Source organism: Microbacterium saccharophilum (assembly GCF_007992455.1).
Classification (GTDB): Bacteria; Actinomycetota; Actinomycetes; order Actinomycetales; family Microbacteriaceae; genus Microbacterium; species Microbacterium saccharophilum.
In genome coordinates this window covers 213,841-228,595 of the sequence record NZ_BKAH01000003.1, presented here as the reverse complement: position 1 = coordinate 228,595, position 14,755 = coordinate 213,841, and the positions used below count along the sequence as shown (strand labels likewise).

Sequence of the window (14,755 nt, the reverse complement as noted above, 5' to 3'; positions counted from 1 at the left end):
CGTTCGCGCATCCCGGGCGTTTTCCACAGGCGTTGTGCACAGGCGGTGCGGCGTTTCTCGCACGTTCTCCACACAGTTATCCACAGGCAGGTTTGCGGGGGTCGGACCCCATCCCTAACGTTGCGTGTGGCCCGCCCCCGAGGGCCCGACAATGCGTGCAGAAAGGTGCCGTATGTCTATTGCGGACATCTCGCAGGAACGTCTCGGCGCGCCCCGTGAACACGAGCGGACGCCCCCGCACGACCTGCTCGCCGAGCAGAGCGCGTTGGGCGGAATGCTCCTGTCGAAGGATGCCGTCGCCGACGTCATCGAGACCCTCCGCGGCACCGATTTCTACGTTCCGAAGCACGAGCTGATCTTCGAAGCGATCCTCACGCTCTACTCGCACGGTGAGCCCACCGACGTCGTCGCGGTCACCGACGAGCTCATCAAGAGCGGCGAGCTGCAGCGGGCCGGAGGCGCGGACTACCTGCACTCCCTGACCTCGATCGTGCCGACGGCCGCGAACGCCGGCTACTACGCGTCGATCGTCAACGAGCGCGCCCTGCTGCGCCGTCTCGTCGAGGCCGGCACCCGCATCGTCCAGATGGGCTACAACGGCCAGGGCGAGGCGCTCGACCTCGTCAACAACGCACAGGCGGAGATCTACTCCGTCACCGGCACCGAAGCCGCCGAGGACTACGTCCCGCTCGAGGTCGCCGTCGGCGTCGCCATCGAGGAGATCGAGGCCGCCCGCGGTCGCGACGGTCAGATGACCGGCATCCCGACCGGCTTCAGCGGTCTCGACCAGCTCACCAACGGCCTGCACCCCGGCCAGATGATCATCATCGCCGCCCGTCCCGCCATGGGTAAGTCGACGCTCGCGCTCGACTTCGCCCGCGCCGCGGCCATCAAGCACAACTACCCGACGATCTTCTTCTCCCTCGAAATGGGCAAGAGCGAGATCGCGATGCGTCTCATGAGCGCCGAGGGCGCCGTACCGCTGCAGAGCATGCGCAAGGGCACGCTCGACTCGCGGGACTGGACGACGATCGCCGCGACCCGCGGCCGCATCAACGACGCCCCGCTCTACATCGACGACAGCCCGAACATGACGCTCGTCGAGATCCGCGCCAAGTGCCGCCGCCTCAAGCAGCGCGTGGGCCTGAAGATGGTCGTCATCGACTACCTCCAGCTCATGACGAGCGGCAAGCGCGTCGAGTCGCGCCAGCAGGAGGTCTCGGAGTTCTCGCGTGCCCTCAAGCTCCTCGCGAAGGAGCTGCAGGTGCCGGTCATCGCGCTTTCCCAGCTGAACCGTGGTCCCGAGCAGCGCGCCGACAAGAAGCCGGCGCTCTCCGACCTGCGTGAATCGGGCTCGATCGAGCAGGATGCCGACATGGTCGTGCTCCTGCACCGCGAGGCGGCGTACGAACGCGACAGCCCGCGCGCCGGCGAGGCCGACCTCATCGTCGCCAAGCACCGCAACGGCCCGACCGACACGATCACCGTCGCCTTCCAGGGTCACTTCTCGCGGTTCACCGACATGGCCGTCGGGATGGACTGAGGTGCAGCGATCGCGGCACACCGGGGTCGCACGCGTATCCTCGTGGCGTGAATGACGTCGCCACCACGCTCGCCGCTCCCGAGTGGGCGGCGTCGGCGCGCGAACACGCGGAGCGTGCCGACGCGTTGACGGCGGGCCGGCGCGCGCGGGCGGCGGTCGGCCAGACGCACCCGGTCGATGACTTCCTCTTCACGTACTACAGCTACAAGCCCGGACTGCTGCGACGCTGGCATCCCGGCGCTGGCGTACTCCTGGAGGATGCCGGCGAGGCCCGCGCCGCGTGGCGCTGGTACCGCGTCGACGGCCGGCATGCGATCGTCGACCACGAGAGTTTCGCTCGGGAGAAGAGCCTCCTCCTCACGGGAGTGGGTCGCATCCTGCGGGGCACGCGCTCACGGCGAGCACAGTTCGGATGCTTCGGGCTGCACGAGTGGGCGATGGTCTACCGTCAGTCCGCGCACCGGCATCCGGCGCCGCTGCGCCTGGGTCAGGCAGACACGGATGGCGTCGTGGAGGCACATCAGCTGGGCTGCACGCACGTCGACGCCTTCCGCTTCTTCACGCCCGAAGCCGTGCCGCGGAACCGGCTGCCGCTCGACCGTGAGCAGCAGCCGGCGACCGAGCAGCCGGGCTGCCTCCACGCGAACATGGACCTGTACAAGTGGGCGGTCAAGCTCGGTCCGCTGGTCCCGGGCCGTCTCCTGCTGGACTGCTTCGAGCTGGCACGCGACATCCGCGAGCTCGACATGCGCGCCTCCCCGTACGACCTGACCGAGTGGGGCTACGCGCCCGTGACCATCGAATCGGCCGATGGGAAGGCGGAGTACGTCGCCCACCAGAGGGCCTTCGCCGAACGCGCCGAGGCGCTGCGCCAGGAGCTGATCGGGGTGGTCGACGGCGTGGCAGGCACTTCGCCCCGGGTGTGATTCCCTGAGCCGCCGATGAATCGGCTATGACGCGGCGCGTTCATGCGTCATTCTGGGCACCGTCATAGCTCCCGCGCCGACCATGAGCGCATGACAGCCACCTTCCCGACGACGATCGGCCGAGCCTCCGCCGCCACGGCACCCGTCCTCCGGCGCCGATGGACTCGCGCGGTGTGGAACGCCGCCGCGGTCGCCGTCATCTGGGTGACGAGCCTCGTCGTCGTGGCGCTGTGGGTGGCGGACGCCGGCGTGCAGGCGATCGTCGGGGGCGGAGCGGAGGCACTGACCACGCTCGGCCGCCTCACCGGCCTCGTCTCGGCGAATCTCCTCCTCTACCAGGTGCTCCTCATGGCGCGGGTGCCGCTCTTCGAACGCGGATTCGGACGGGACGGCATCACCCGGATGCACCGCCTCGTCGGGTTCTCGTCGTTCTCGCTCCTCCTCGTCCACATCGCCCTGCTCGTGGCCGGCTATGCCGCGCAGGCGGGCATCGACGTGTTCACCCAGCTCTGGCAATTCGTCTGGGACTACCCGGGGATGCTGCTGGCCACCGCGGGCACGCTCCTCCTGGTGCTCGTCGTGGCGAGCTCCCTCCGTCGCGCCCGCCGACGGCTCCGGTACGAGAGCTGGCATCTCCTCCACCTCTACGGCTATCTCGGTGTCGGCCTCGCCGTCCCGCACATGCTCTGGACGGGCGCGGACTTCCTCGCATCCCCCCTCGCCACGATCTACTGGTGGACGCTCTGGGCGGTCGCCGCCGCCGGCGTCGTCGTGTTCCGCGTCGGCGTGCCGGTCGTCCGGTCGTTGCGGCACGACGTGCGGGTCGCGTCCGTCGAACCGGATGGTGACCGCGGGGTGACCGTGCGGATGCGGGGGCGCGGACTGGCCGCCCTGCGCGCGCGACCGGGCCAGTTCTTCGTGTGGCGGTTCCTCGACGGTGCCGGGTGGATGCGGGGACACCCGTTCTCCCTCGCGGCGGCGCCGACCGGCAACGCCCTGACCATCTCGGCGCGCATCGTCGGCGACGGCACGCGACGCCTGGCCGGCCTGAATCCCGGGACCCGCGTCGTGTTCGAAGGACCGTACGGCGTCATGACCGGGGAGGTGCGCGCCGGAACGAAGCTCCTGATGATCGGCGCCGGCGCGGGAGTCGCCCCCCTCGTCTCCCTGCTGGAAGGCGAGGCATACGCGCCGGGCGCCGCGACCCTCGTGGTGCGCGAACACGTGGAGGAAGACGCCCTGCTGCGGGGCCCGATCGCGCGTCTCGTCTCCACCCGGGGGGTCACCCACTACGCGCTCAACGGCCCGCGCGCCGCGAGCGGGTCGACCTGGATGCCGGCGAGCCACGCCGCGTGGCGCGGCTCCGACCTGCTCCGCCACCTCGCGCCCCGACCGGCGGAGTACGACGTGTTCCTCTGCGGACCGGGCCCGTGGATGGATGCGCTCCGCCGCGACCTCCACGCTGCGGGGTTCGCCCCCAGCCGCATCCACGCGGAAGCGTTCGCGCGGTAGCGGGCCGTGTCACGTTCCTCGGAGGAATCATGAAGAAGATCATCTACAGCATCCTCGCCACCCTGAGCGGGCTCGTGCTGCTGTTCAGCTATCGCACCTCCCTGGGCGAGGAGATCAGCCCGGTCCCGGCGGACGTAGCCGCCCCGGCCGCCGAATCGACACCCACGCCGACCGATCAGGGCACCGGCGGCACGAGCGGAACGACGCGCGGTTCGGGTCTCGTCGACGGCACCTACGCGGGGCAGTCCGTGCGCACGCGCTTCGGTCCGGTGCAGGTCTCCCTCACGGTGTCGGGCGGCGCGATCTCCGCCGTCGACGTCGTCCAGTACCCGGACGCCAACTCCCGCGACCGCCAGATCAACGAACGGGCCATCCCGCAGCTGGTGTCGGAGACGCTCGATGCGCAGAGCGCCGACATCCACATGGTGTCGGGAGCGACCTACACGAGCGATGGCTACCTCCAGTCGCTGCAGAGCGCGATCGACCAGGCACAGTCATGAGCCCCGTCATCGCCGGCCGCCCGCACCGACAGGTCTGGACCGAGCAGATCATGGGCACGGTCGTCAGCATCCACGCCGTCACCCGCACCGGCGCACCGGAACGGGGCGCGACGGAGGCTGCGGCGGCTTTCGCCGCCCTTCGCGAGGTGGACCGCGTCTTCTCGACCTACCGGGATGACTCCGACATCTCCCGGCTCCGGCGGGGCGAGTGCGCCGTCGCGTCACTGGACCCGCGCGTCGCCGAGGTCGCCGCCGCGTGCACCGCGTGGGAAGCGGCGACGGCGGGACGGTTCAGCGCCGACTGGCGGGGATGGTTCGACCCCACGGGCTTTGTGAAGGGCTGGGCCGTCGAGTCGGCGGCGCGTGCGCACCTTGCGCCGCTGCTCGCGGACGACGAGGTCGTGGCGGTGGGGATCAACGCCGGGGGTGACCTCCAGCTGTACACGGCGCCGGGCGCGGACTGGGTGTGGCACGTCGGCATCGCCGATCCGACCCGCCCGGGCGTCGTGCTCGCGACGGTCGACGTGGTCGACGGCGCCGTCGCCACGTCGGGGCTCGCCGAGCGCGGGGCGCACATCATCGACCCGCGGTCCGGGGCGCCGGCGCGCGGCGTCGCGAGCGCCACCGTGATCGCCGACGGCCTCGCTGCGGCCGATGTGTGGGCGACCAGCGCGGTCGTTGCGGGAATGGACGAGCTGGCCTGGATCCAGGATGCGGGCACCCGCACGGGCATCCTGATCGGCGACGACGGCCGCGTGCGGCGGTGGATCCGCTCGATCGAGGTCTCGGTCGTCGGGGCGGACCCTGACCTGGCGACGATCGCCTGACCTCCACTCCGGCCCGGCCCGGGCCTGAGCGCGACTGACCGCAGGGACGGAGGGCGCCGGCTCAGAACGGCGCGTCGCGGGAACCGAGCGGATCCTCGGCGGGGAGGAGCCACGGTTCTCGGAACCGCTTGCGCCTCCCGAGGACCTCGGGTTCGGGCACGAAGCGCACGGTGGGCTCCGGTCTGTCGGTGTGTCGGCGCCCGCTCGGGCTCGTCCAGACCAGCACCCCCGGCGACATCTGCTCGACCGACCACGCGCTCGCGTGTTTCAGGGTGTGATGCCGACGGCAGAGGTGGGCGAGGTTGTCGCATCGGGTGGGTCCGCCGCGCGCGGCGTCGCGCGTGTGGTCCAGATCGCAGCGCCACACCGCCCTCCGGCATCCGGGGAAGCGGCAGTGCTCGTCGCGAGCGCGAAGGAAGCGCTGGAGTCCAGCCGGCACCCGGTAGCGATCGACGGCGAGGACGTCGCCGGTGAGCGGTGAGGTCATCACGCGCTCCCAGCCGGTGGCGCCGCCGGCGAGCTCGCGGGCCGTGTCCGCGTCGATCGGCCCGTACCCGGCGAGAAGGGCGGGCTCTTCGCTGTGTCCGATCATCGTGAGGACCGGAAGCGTGACTTGGACGATCGCCCGGATCTCGCCGAGCCCCTCCCCGCCCACGCACGCGTCCGGGGTGGCAGTGAGCAGCAGGTCGGTGAAGACGTCGGCGCGCACCTGTTCCACGGTCCGCGCGTCGGCGTCGGCGTCGACGCCGCCGCCCCGGGCATCGATGACGCACCGAGCCTGCCGGCTGAGACGGTCGTGGATGCCGTGAGCGAGCGTCGCGGGGAGCGTCGCGACCAGTTCCGCCATGCCGTCGGAGAGGTCGTTCACCTCGACGCGGCGGCGCTCTCGCGCCTCCTCCGCCCGCTCGTCGAGCGACCTGTCCAGACAGCGCTCCGCGAACGTGCGGACGAGCGGGGCCAGTCGCCCCGGAGTCGTCGCGCGCGCCCGGTCGAGCGCGAAGTCGAGGTACGCCGCGCGATCCGCGTCATCGTGGATCGCGGCGCCGGCGTCGTGGATCACGATCAGGTGGCGGCGGGAGATCTCACCTCGCTCGAGAGCATCGACGCCGGCCGCGAACCGCGTGCAGAGGTCGGCGCACTGCCCCATCTGCCGGGACACCGACCACTCGCTCCTCCTCGTCGCCGTGGCGAGCTCGGCGACGAGCGACCGCTGCGCGATCTCCCGGCTGGATCCTCGTTCCCCGGCGTCGTCGACGAGCGCGGCGGCGCGGGCGAGAGTGCGGATCTCCTCGGCGTCGAGTGCGCCCTGCCGCCGCTGGACGTCGGCGAAGGCATCCACCACCTCATCCGTGCGGCGCAGGACGACGGACGGGTCGTCGTCGCGGTGTGCGCCGGATGCAGACATGAGGGCTCGCTTTGGGTCGGGGTCAATGCGGGCACATATTCGAATGTCTGAGGACATTCTAGCACACGAGCTCAGACATCGCCGTACTTTTGTTCCCATCTTCTTCGCATCCCTCGCCGCCCGTCCGCCGTGCCGGGCAGTTCGAACGAATCGATTCGATAGAATGTTGCGGTGGTGCCGACGCGGACACCGCTCCCCCCGCCCCGTTTCGCTGAAAGCCCGCATGTCCACGTCCCTCACCACCGGCAGCCCCTGGCGCGTCATCCTCCTCTTCTCCGTGCCGCTGCTCCTCGGCAACGTCGTGCAGCAGCTCTATCAGTTCGCGGACGCCATCGTCGTGGGCCGGTACCTCGGCGTCGGCGCGCTCGCCTCCGTCGGTGCCACCGGCAGTCTCTTCTTCTTCCTGCTGGGCTTCGTCTGGGGGCTGACGACCGGTTTCGCCATCCCGACGGCGCAGGCCTTCGGCGCGGGCGATCATGCCGCCGTCCGGCGCTCCGTCGCGACGGGCACCCTGCTGACAGCCATCGCGACCGTGCTCCTCACGGTCGCGGGCGCCCTGCTCGCGGAGCCGATGCTGCAGCTCCTGCAGACCCCGCCGGAGCTCATGGCCGACGCCACGGTGTTCGCGCAGGTCAGCTTCCTCGGTTCCGGCACGATGCTGTTCTTCAACTACCTGTCCGCGATCATCCGCGCCATCGGCGACTCCCGCACGCCGCTCGTCTTCCTCACCGTGGCCTGCGCGCTCAACGTCGGGCTCGTCATCCTCATGGTCGGCCCCCTGGAGTGGGGAGTCGGCGGCGCCGCCCTCGCCACCGTGACGTCGCAGGGGGTCTCCGTGCTGCTGTGCCTGGAGTACGTGCGCCGCCGCGTGCCGGTGCTCCATGTCCGCCGCGCCGATTGGCGCGTCGCCCGCATCGACCTCGTCCAGCACCTCCGCATCGGTCTGCCGATGGGCTTCCAGGCATCGATCATCGCGATCGGCACCCTTGCCGTGCAGGTGCGCCTCAACGAACTGGGGGCGGACGCCGTCGCCGCCTACACGACCGCCTCCCGCGTGGACAGCCTCGCCGTCGCCCTGCTGCAGTCGCTCGGTCTCGCGGTGTCCATGTTCGTCGCGCAGAACTTCGGCGGGGGCCGGCCCGACCGCATCCGCCGCGGCGTCGTGCAGGCGACCTGGATGGCGCTCGGCGGCGCCGTCGTCCTCGGCATCGTGCTCGTCGCGTTCGGCAGCCACATGGTCCGCCTCTTCGTCGGTGAGGGATCGGACGGTGTCGTCGACCTCGCCGCGCTCATGCTCGTCATCAACGGGATCTCGTACAGCGCGCTGGCGGTGCTGTTCGTGCTCCGCGGAGCCCTGCAAGGGCTCGGCCACACCCTCATCCCGACGGTCACGGGCATCATCGAGCTGTTCATGCGCGTCGGTGCGGCCGTCATCCTCGGCGGCATCGTCGGCTACGTCGGGGCCGTGTGGAGCAACCCGCTCGCCTGGATCGGTGCCGTGGTGCTGCTGGCGCCCGCCTACGTCCGCGCGCATCGCGAGCTCGCCGGGATGCCGATCGCCACCGGCGACCACATCTCCCCGGCCACCACGCCGATCGCGGTCGTGGGCCCCGTCGACGGTTCGATGAGCGTGGATGCCGTCATCACCCGCCCGGTGCCGCTGCCCGAGTTCGCTACCGACAGCCGCGTCCGCCGACGCCTCACGCACCTGCGTCGACGGCGCGTCGAGCGCGCGGCGAAGCGCGCGGACTGATCCGAGGGGGACAATCGGGGGGTGACCAACGCGCTTCCCGCCCTCACCGAGACGCCCGACCCGAAGTTCGTCATGGTCGGTGACGGCCACCGGATCGCGACGTACTCGTGGGGTGATGACACCGCACCGACCGTCGTCGTGGTGCACGGATTCGCTTCGAGCACCCGCGACAACTGGGTGAGCACCGGCTGGGTCCGTGACCTGCAGCAGGCCGGCTACCGCGTGCTCGGCCTCGACCAGCGCGGCCACGGCGCGAGCGACAAGCCGCACGACCCCGCCGACTACGACCTGCGGACCCTCGCGGGCGACGTCGAGGCGGTGCTGGACACCTACCTCGTCGGGACGGCGTTCTATGTCGGCTACTCGCTCGGGGCGCGCGTGGGCTGGGAGGTCGCGCAGGACCTGCCGGGCCGCATCGAGCGCGTCGTGCTGGGTGGGGTCCCCGACGGGATCCCGCTCGGACGCCTGGATCTCGACCAGGCGACGGCGTACGTCCAAGACGGCACCCCGGTCGAGGACCGCGTCACCCAGAACTACATCGCGCTGACCGAGCGCGTGCCCGGCAACGACCTGCGCGCGCTTCTCGCGATCGCCGGCGGCATGCGGCGGTCGGGCACGGTCGATCCGGACCCGGCGCAGGCGCCGGCGCAGCCGATCCTCTTCGCGACGGGCTCGCAGGACGCCATCATCGAGGGCTCGAAGGCGCTCGCCGCCGCCTGCCCGCAGGGGCACTTTGTGGAGATCCCCGACCGGCACCACTTCAACGCGCCCGGTTCCCGGGTGTTCCGCGCCGCGGCCCTGGAGTTCCTCGCCCAGGCGGACTGACCCCGGCGCCGACCATGTCCCGGCCGGTCAGATCGTGACGACGATCTTGCCCTGGACGTGTCCGGCTTCCAGCTGCCGGTACGCATCGACGGCCTCGGCCAGCGGGTAGGTCGCGGCGCGTTCGATGCGCAGCGTCCCGTCCGCGGCGAGCTGCGCGAGCGCGGCGAGCTGCACGGCATCCGGCCGCACCCACGCATACACCCCGTCGAACTCGTCGCGGGCGCGCGGGTCGGTGATCGAGACGACGAACCCGCCTTCGTGCAGCAGGGCCGGTGTGGAGTCCAGGGCGCCGCCGCCCGCGTAGTCCAGGACCACGTCGATGCCGTCGGGGGCGAGTGCGCGCACCTGCTCGATGAGCGGAGCGCCGTACTCCACGGGCTCTGCGCCGAGCGATCGCAGGTAGTCGTGCTTGGCGGCGGACGCCGTGCCGATCACGCGCGCGCCGCGGAGCCGCGCGAGCTGCACGGCGAACGAGCCCACGCCGCCGGCGGCGTTGTGGACGAGCACGGTGTCGCCCTCGGTGAGCCCGGATCGCTCCACGGTCTGCAGTGCCGTGAGGCCCGCGAGCGGCAGCGCCGCGGCATCCTCGAACGACAGCCCCTCCGGCAGCGGCGCCGCCGTGCGGACCGGCACCGGCATGAGCTCGGCGAGCGAGCCGTGCTCCACCACGTCGGCGCGCGCGTAGGCGAGGATGCGGTCGCCGACGGCGTACTCGGGGGTGTCCAGGCCCACCTGCTCCACGACACCGGCGACATCCCAGCCGGGGATGGCGGGAAGCCGCGTGTCGAAGAGCCCGCGGAGGTGCCCCTCCCGGAGCTTGTAGTCGACAGGATTCAGGCCCGCCGCCGCGACGCGGACCAGGAGGGTGTCGGGGCCGATGTGCGGATCGCCCACCTCGGTCAATTCGAACCGCTCGGCGCCGCCGAACTCCGTGTACACGAGTGCCTTCATGCTGGTAGCAAACACCACAGCCCGCGGGCATTCCACTGTCTGGCAGGGCGCGCGGCGGCGTGGCATCATCGGCAGGTGACCGCTCGGCAACCCCAGGACCTGCAGACGCTGGCCCTGCTCCGTCGTGTGCGGGACCGGATGGACCGGGACTACGCGAAGCCGCTCGACGTCGCATCGCTCGCCCGGGACGTGCATCTCTCCGCCGGTCACCTCAGCCGCCAGTTCAAGCGCGCCTACGGTGAATCGCCGTACTCCTACCTCATGACCCGGCGCATCGAGCGGGCGATGACGCTGCTCCGCCGCGGCGACCTCAGCGTCACCGAGGTCTGCTTCGCCGTCGGCTCGTCGTCGCTCGGCACGTTCAGCACCCGATTCACCGAGCTGGTGGGCGTGCCGCCCAGCGTCTACCGGGAGCACGGCGCCGCCTACGTCCCCGGGATGCTGCCGTGCATCGCGAAGCAGATCACGAAACCGGTCAGGAATCGAGAAGCGCCGAGGTCACGCGTCCTCGTACCGTGAGAGCCATGGACATCACGATTCATTCGAGCTTCCTGCCGCACACCGACCCCGAGGCATCCCTCGCGTTCTACCGGGACGTCCTCGGCTTCGAGGTGCGATTGGACGTCGGCTACGAGAACATGCGCTGGATCACGGTGGGTCCGGCCGGTCAGCCGGACACGGCGATCGTGCTGCACCCGCCGGGAGTCGGCAACGACATCTCCGACGATGAGCGCGAGACGATCCTCGAGCTCATCGCCAAGGGCACGTACTTCGGCGTCAATCTCGCCACGGACGACCTGGACGGGACGTTCGCGAAGCTCGAGGGAGCCGGCGCCGACATCGTGCAGGAGCCCATCGAACAGGACTACGGGGTGCGTGACGCGGCCTTCCGCGATCCCGCGGGAAACCTCATCCGCATCCAGGAGAACAAGAGGAGCAGGGACAATGGCTGACCAGCGGAGCAAGGCAGACGGCTTCAGCGCCGAAGAGCGCGCCGCCATGAAACAGCGCGCGGACGAGCTGCGCGCATCGAAGGGGCTCAAGGGCGCCGCGAAGCTCGCGAAGGAGCTCGAGGCGTGCGTCGCCGCGATCGACGGCCTGGACGGCGTCGACCGTCAGGTGGCCACCCTCCTGCACGGCATCGTGACCGACGAGGCCCCCGACCTCGACCCGAAGACCTTCTACGGGTTCCCCGCGTACGCCCGGGACGGCAAGGTGGTCGTGTTCTACCAGCCCGCCTCGAAGTTCAAGACGCGCTACGGGACGGTGTCCTTCGATGACCCCGCGAACCTCGACGACGGGCCCATGTGGGCGGTGTCGTACGCCGTGGTCGAGGTGACGGACGCCGTGGAGAAGAAGGTCCGCGAACTCGTCAAGAAGGCCGCGAGCTGACCCCCCGATGACCGTCATCCGCATCGCCACCATCGGCACGAGCATGATCACCGGCAGGTTCCTGGATGCCGTGCGGCAGACGGACGGCATCCAGGCGACCGTGGTCTACTCGCGCGACAGCGACCGGGCGGCCGCGTACGCCGACGAGCAGGGGATCGGCGCGACCTCCTCAGACCTCGAGGAGCTGCTCGCGTCCGGCGACGTCGACGCGGTGTACGTCGGCTCGCCCAACGGGAAGCACGTCGAGCAGGCACGCGCCGCGCTGCGCGCCGGACGCCACGTGTTCGTGGAGAAGCCGGCAGCGCCCACGGCGGCCGAGTTCGAGGCTCTGATCGAGGAGGCCGCCGACGCCGGCGTCGTCGTGTTCGAGGGCATGCGCAACGCCTACGACCCGGGCATGGACGAGATCCGTGCGCTCCTGCCCCGGCTCGGGACGATCCGGCGGGCGGCGTTCACGTACTGCCAGCGGTCGGCGCGCTACGACCGGGTCCTCGCCGGCGAGCGGGTGAACATCTTCGATCCGGCGCTCGCCGGGGGCGCGCTGCTCGACCTCGGCGTCTACTGCGTGAGCCCGATGGTCGACCTGTTCGGCGAGCCGGACGCCGTGCGCGCCGTCTCCGTGGAGATCGCGGGCGGCGCCGACGGCACCGGCTCGGCGCTGCTGACCTACCCCGGATTCGTCGGCGAGGTGGCGTACTCGAAGATCACCGTCACCGCGCGCCCGAGCGAGATCCAGGGCGAGCTGGCGACGTTGGAGATCGACCGGATCGCCGAACCCTCCCGCCTGCGGGTGCACGGCATCGACGGCTCCATCGAGGAGATCGAGCTGAACCCGCCGGAGAACAACATGCTCTTCGAAGTGCAGCGCTTCGTCGACCTCGTCCGCGGCGGCGACCCCGCCCCGGACAACGCCCGGACGCTCAGCACGCTCCGTGTCGTCGAGGCGATCGTCGCCGGCTGAGCTCAGTCCAGCAGCGCCGGCGGGACGGCGATGATGCGGTCGTCCCCGTCCCGCGGGGCGCCGCGGCCGTCGGTGTTGTTCGTGAGCACCCACACCGCGCCGTCTGGCCCGGCGAACACGTCGCGGAGGCGGCCGAACGCGCGCGCGTAGAACTCCTCCGACGTGGCGGTGTCGGAGAGCGGGACCGATCGCAGCACCTCGCCGCGCAGGTTCGCGATGAGGATGCGGTCGCCGATCACCGCGATACCGCTCGGGCTCGCGGCATCCGTCGCCCAGCTCTGCAACGGGTCGACGAAGCCCCGCTCCTCGCCGCCGGTCCCCTCGACGACGGGCCAGCCGTAGTTGCCGCCCGGCATGATCTCGTTGAGCTCGTCCCACGTGTTCTGCCCGAACTCGCTGGCGAACATCCGGCCGTCCGGTGCCGGTGCCCACGCCAGGCCCTGCACGTTGCGGTGCCCGAGGGTGTAGACGGGCGAACCCCGCCTCGGGTTGTCCGCGGGGATGCCGCCGTCCGGCTCGAGGCGGAGGATCTTCCCGTTCAGCGCATCGGGGTCCTGCGCGGCGTCCGGGTCCCCGGCATCCCCGACCGGGACGTACAGCATGCCGTCCGGACCGAACGCGATGCGTCCGCCGTTGTGGTTGCCGGCTCGGGGCAGCCCGTCCACGACGATCCGCGGGTCGCTGAGGCGGAGCGCGCCGGGCGCCCCTTCCACGGCATAGCGTTCGACGCGGTTGCCGTCCGCGGCCGTCGAGTACGCGAAGAGGCCGTCGTCGCCGTCGAACGCGAGTCCGAGCAGGCCGCCCTCCCCGCCGTGGGCCACGTTCTCGACCGTGACGACATCGCGGAGGGCGCCGCCGGCGGTCAGCTCGCGGATGCGGCCGGTGTCGCGCTCGCTGATGAGGACGGAGGTGCCGATCCGGACGAGCGACCACGGCGCGGCGAGGCCGGTGACGATCGTCACGGGCTCGGAGGTCGGGGCGGCGGACGGGGACGCCGCGGGCGGTGGGGGTGGCGGGGGATCGGGCCCGGCGACGCCGCAGCCGGTGAGCCAGCAGGCGGTCGCGAGCACGAACGCCGCCGCGGCCGTGCGTCGTGGCCGTGTCCCTGCGAGCCGTCCCCGGGGCGACATGCTCACACGGTACCCGGGTGCCGGTGGCCGCGCCGCCCCCTTGCACGCTTCGCGGAGGCGGCGCATCCTGACCCCATGCAGAAGATCGTGCCCAACCTGTGGTTCGCCGATGCCGCCGCCGGCGGCGAGTTCTACGCCGGGGTCTTCCCCGGCTCCCGGGTGAGAACCTCCTCCTTCTATCCGCAGGACGGCCTGCTCGACTTCCAGAAGGACTACGCCGGGAAGCCGTTGACCGTCGACGTCGAGATCGACGGCTACCGGCTGGTCCTGATCAACGCGGGCGACACGTTCCGCCCGAACCCCTCGATCTCGTTGACGCTGAGCTTCGCGGAGGCGGAGATCGATCGGCTCGACGCGCTCTGGGACGCGCTCGCCGACGGCGGGCGCGTCCTCATGCCCCTTCAGGAATATCCCTACAGCGCGCGGTACGGCTGGGTGGAGGATCGATTCGGGGTCAGCTGGCAGCTGACGGTGGCGGGCGATGAGCAGCGGCCGCCTGTCATGCCGACGTTCCTCTTCAGCGGGCCGGCGCAGAACCGCGCCCGCGAGGCGATCGAGGAGTACACCGGACTCTTCCCCGACGCCCAGGTCGGCGCGATGGTCGAGTATCAGGAGAAGAGCGGACCGGCGGATGCCGGTGCGGTCATGTACGCCGACTTCACGCTCGCAGGTCAGTGGTTCACCGCCATGGACTCGGCGGCGACGGAGTCGCATCCGTTCACGGAGGGCGTCTCGCTGCAGGTCGAATGTGCCGACCAGGCCGAGATCGACCGCTACTGGGCGGTGCTGTCCCGGGTGCCGCAGGCGGAGCAGTGCGGCTGGTGCAAGGACCGGTTCGGCGTCAGCTGGCAGATCGTCCCCGGCGGCATGGACGACCTCATCTCCTCGCCGGCCGCGTATGCGGCGATGATGGAGATGCACAAGATCGACATCGCGGGGCTGCGAGCCGCGGCATCCTGACTCCCCCGGCGGGTCCTCAGGTGGCGGCGACCTAGACTGGAGCCGTCCCATTCCGCCCCTTCGGAGGAGT

Annotated in this window: 15 protein-coding genes; 12 read left to right on the top strand and 3 right to left on the bottom strand. The window is 71.1% G+C overall.

The features are described 5' to 3' along the window. Positions 1 to 172 precede the first annotated feature (172 nt). From dnaB to MSA03_RS04885, 5 genes are all read left to right on the top strand, one after another. A complete protein-coding gene (dnaB, locus tag MSA03_RS04905; RefSeq protein WP_028496254.1) occupies positions 173 to 1,543 on the top strand; it encodes a replicative DNA helicase in 1,371 nt (456 codons plus the stop codon). A gap of 47 nt (positions 1,544 to 1,590) precedes the next feature. After that, entirely contained in the window at positions 1,591 to 2,469 is an 879-nt protein-coding gene (locus MSA03_RS04900) for a 3-methyladenine DNA glycosylase (protein ID WP_147049868.1), read from the top strand. Between the two features lie 90 nt (positions 2,470 to 2,559). Beyond that, positions 2,560 to 3,981 carry a ferredoxin reductase family protein gene (locus tag MSA03_RS04895; protein WP_147049867.1) on the top strand — a complete coding sequence of 474 codons (1,422 nt, stop codon included), beginning with the start codon at positions 2,560 to 2,562 and terminating at the stop codon, positions 3,979 to 3,981. A 29-nt stretch (positions 3,982 to 4,010) separates the two neighbouring features. Beyond that, positions 4,011 to 4,481: an FMN-binding protein gene (locus MSA03_RS04890; RefSeq protein WP_147049866.1), complete on the top strand. Its 471-nt coding sequence runs from the start codon at positions 4,011 to 4,013 to the stop codon at positions 4,479 to 4,481. Next, a complete protein-coding gene (locus MSA03_RS04885) occupies positions 4,478 to 5,308 on the top strand; it encodes an FAD:protein FMN transferase (protein WP_147049865.1) in 831 nt (276 codons plus the stop codon). The genes MSA03_RS04890 and MSA03_RS04885 overlap by 4 nt, the downstream gene beginning before the upstream one ends. A gap of 61 nt (positions 5,309 to 5,369) precedes the next feature. Here the strand turns inward: MSA03_RS04885 and MSA03_RS04880 are convergent, their stop codons facing one another. After that, a complete protein-coding gene (locus tag MSA03_RS04880) occupies positions 5,370 to 6,713 on the bottom strand; it encodes an HNH endonuclease signature motif containing protein (RefSeq protein ID WP_147049864.1) in 1,344 nt (447 codons plus the stop codon). A 223-nt stretch (positions 6,714 to 6,936) separates the two neighbouring features. Between MSA03_RS04880 and MSA03_RS04875 the strand changes: the two genes are divergently transcribed. Both MSA03_RS04875 and MSA03_RS04870 read left to right on the top strand, forming a co-directional pair. Then, positions 6,937 to 8,466, top strand: coding sequence for an MATE family efflux transporter (locus MSA03_RS04875; RefSeq protein ID WP_147049863.1), 1,530 nt, complete (start codon positions 6,937 to 6,939; stop codon positions 8,464 to 8,466). A 21-nt stretch (positions 8,467 to 8,487) separates the two neighbouring features. After that, positions 8,488 to 9,291 carry an alpha/beta fold hydrolase gene (locus MSA03_RS04870; RefSeq protein WP_147049862.1) on the top strand — a complete coding sequence of 268 codons (804 nt, stop codon included), beginning with the start codon at positions 8,488 to 8,490 and terminating at the stop codon, positions 9,289 to 9,291. Between the two features lie 27 nt (positions 9,292 to 9,318). On the opposite strand, the gene MSA03_RS04865 is transcribed toward MSA03_RS04870, so the two are convergent. Further along, on the bottom strand, positions 9,319 to 10,242 hold the full coding sequence (locus tag MSA03_RS04865) for an NADP-dependent oxidoreductase (RefSeq protein WP_147049861.1): 924 nt from the start codon (positions 10,240 to 10,242) through the stop codon (positions 9,319 to 9,321). A gap of 75 nt (positions 10,243 to 10,317) precedes the next feature. Between MSA03_RS04865 and MSA03_RS04860 the strand changes: the two genes are divergently transcribed. From MSA03_RS04860 to MSA03_RS04845, 4 genes are read left to right on the top strand one after another with little or no spacing between them, the layout of a single operon-like run. After that, positions 10,318 to 10,761, top strand: a complete 444-nt coding sequence (locus MSA03_RS04860; RefSeq protein WP_147049860.1) for a helix-turn-helix transcriptional regulator — start codon at positions 10,318 to 10,320, stop codon at positions 10,759 to 10,761. Positions 10,762 to 10,766: 5 nt separating this feature from the next. Beyond that, entirely contained in the window at positions 10,767 to 11,195 is a 429-nt protein-coding gene (locus tag MSA03_RS04855; RefSeq protein WP_028496264.1) for a VOC family protein, read from the top strand. Further along, positions 11,188 to 11,634 carry a hypothetical protein gene (locus MSA03_RS04850; RefSeq protein WP_028496265.1) on the top strand — a complete coding sequence of 149 codons (447 nt, stop codon included), beginning with the start codon at positions 11,188 to 11,190 and terminating at the stop codon, positions 11,632 to 11,634. Before MSA03_RS04855 ends, MSA03_RS04850 begins: the two co-directional genes overlap by 8 nt. Before the next feature lie 7 nt (positions 11,635 to 11,641). Further along, on the top strand, positions 11,642 to 12,595 hold the full coding sequence (locus tag MSA03_RS04845) for a Gfo/Idh/MocA family protein (protein ID WP_147049859.1): 954 nt from the start codon (positions 11,642 to 11,644) through the stop codon (positions 12,593 to 12,595). Between the two features lie 2 nt (positions 12,596 to 12,597). Here MSA03_RS04845 and MSA03_RS04840 read toward each other — a convergent pair whose 3' ends face one another. Beyond that, complete coding sequence (locus tag MSA03_RS04840; protein ID WP_147049858.1) at positions 12,598 to 13,725, bottom strand: PQQ-dependent sugar dehydrogenase; 1,128 nt, start codon at positions 13,723 to 13,725, stop codon at positions 12,598 to 12,600. 75 nt (positions 13,726 to 13,800) lie between these two features. Here MSA03_RS04840 and MSA03_RS04835 point away from each other — a divergent pair, with 75 nt between their 5' ends. Then, positions 13,801 to 14,685, top strand: coding sequence for a VOC family protein (locus MSA03_RS04835; RefSeq protein ID WP_147049857.1), 885 nt, complete (start codon positions 13,801 to 13,803; stop codon positions 14,683 to 14,685). Positions 14,686 to 14,755 lie beyond the last annotated feature (70 nt).

Excerpts from the sequence above, each read along its gene's own strand:
- dnaB (WP_028496254.1), top strand. The coding sequence starts at position 173 with ATGTCTATTGCGGACATCTCGCAGGAACGTCTCGGCGCGCCCCGTGAA.
- MSA03_RS04895 (WP_147049867.1), top strand. The coding sequence starts at position 2,560 with ATGACAGCCACCTTCCCGACGACGATCGGCCGAGCCTCCGCCGCCACG.
- MSA03_RS04890 (WP_147049866.1), top strand. The coding sequence starts at position 4,011 with ATGAAGAAGATCATCTACAGCATCCTCGCCACCCTGAGCGGGCTCGTG.
- MSA03_RS04885 (WP_147049865.1), top strand. The coding sequence starts at position 4,478 with ATGAGCCCCGTCATCGCCGGCCGCCCGCACCGACAGGTCTGGACCGAG.
- MSA03_RS04880 (WP_147049864.1), bottom strand. The coding sequence starts at position 6,713 with ATGTCTGCATCCGGCGCACACCGCGACGACGACCCGTCCGTCGTCCTG.
- MSA03_RS04875 (WP_147049863.1), top strand. The coding sequence starts at position 6,937 with ATGTCCACGTCCCTCACCACCGGCAGCCCCTGGCGCGTCATCCTCCTC.
- MSA03_RS04865 (WP_147049861.1), bottom strand. The coding sequence starts at position 10,242 with ATGAAGGCACTCGTGTACACGGAGTTCGGCGGCGCCGAGCGGTTCGAA.
- MSA03_RS04855 (WP_028496264.1), top strand. The coding sequence starts at position 10,767 with ATGGACATCACGATTCATTCGAGCTTCCTGCCGCACACCGACCCCGAG.
- MSA03_RS04850 (WP_028496265.1), top strand. The coding sequence starts at position 11,188 with ATGGCTGACCAGCGGAGCAAGGCAGACGGCTTCAGCGCCGAAGAGCGC.
- MSA03_RS04845 (WP_147049859.1), top strand. The coding sequence starts at position 11,642 with ATGACCGTCATCCGCATCGCCACCATCGGCACGAGCATGATCACCGGC.
- MSA03_RS04840 (WP_147049858.1), bottom strand. The coding sequence starts at position 13,725 with ATGTCGCCCCGGGGACGGCTCGCAGGGACACGGCCACGACGCACGGCC.
- MSA03_RS04835 (WP_147049857.1), top strand. The coding sequence starts at position 13,801 with ATGCAGAAGATCGTGCCCAACCTGTGGTTCGCCGATGCCGCCGCCGGC.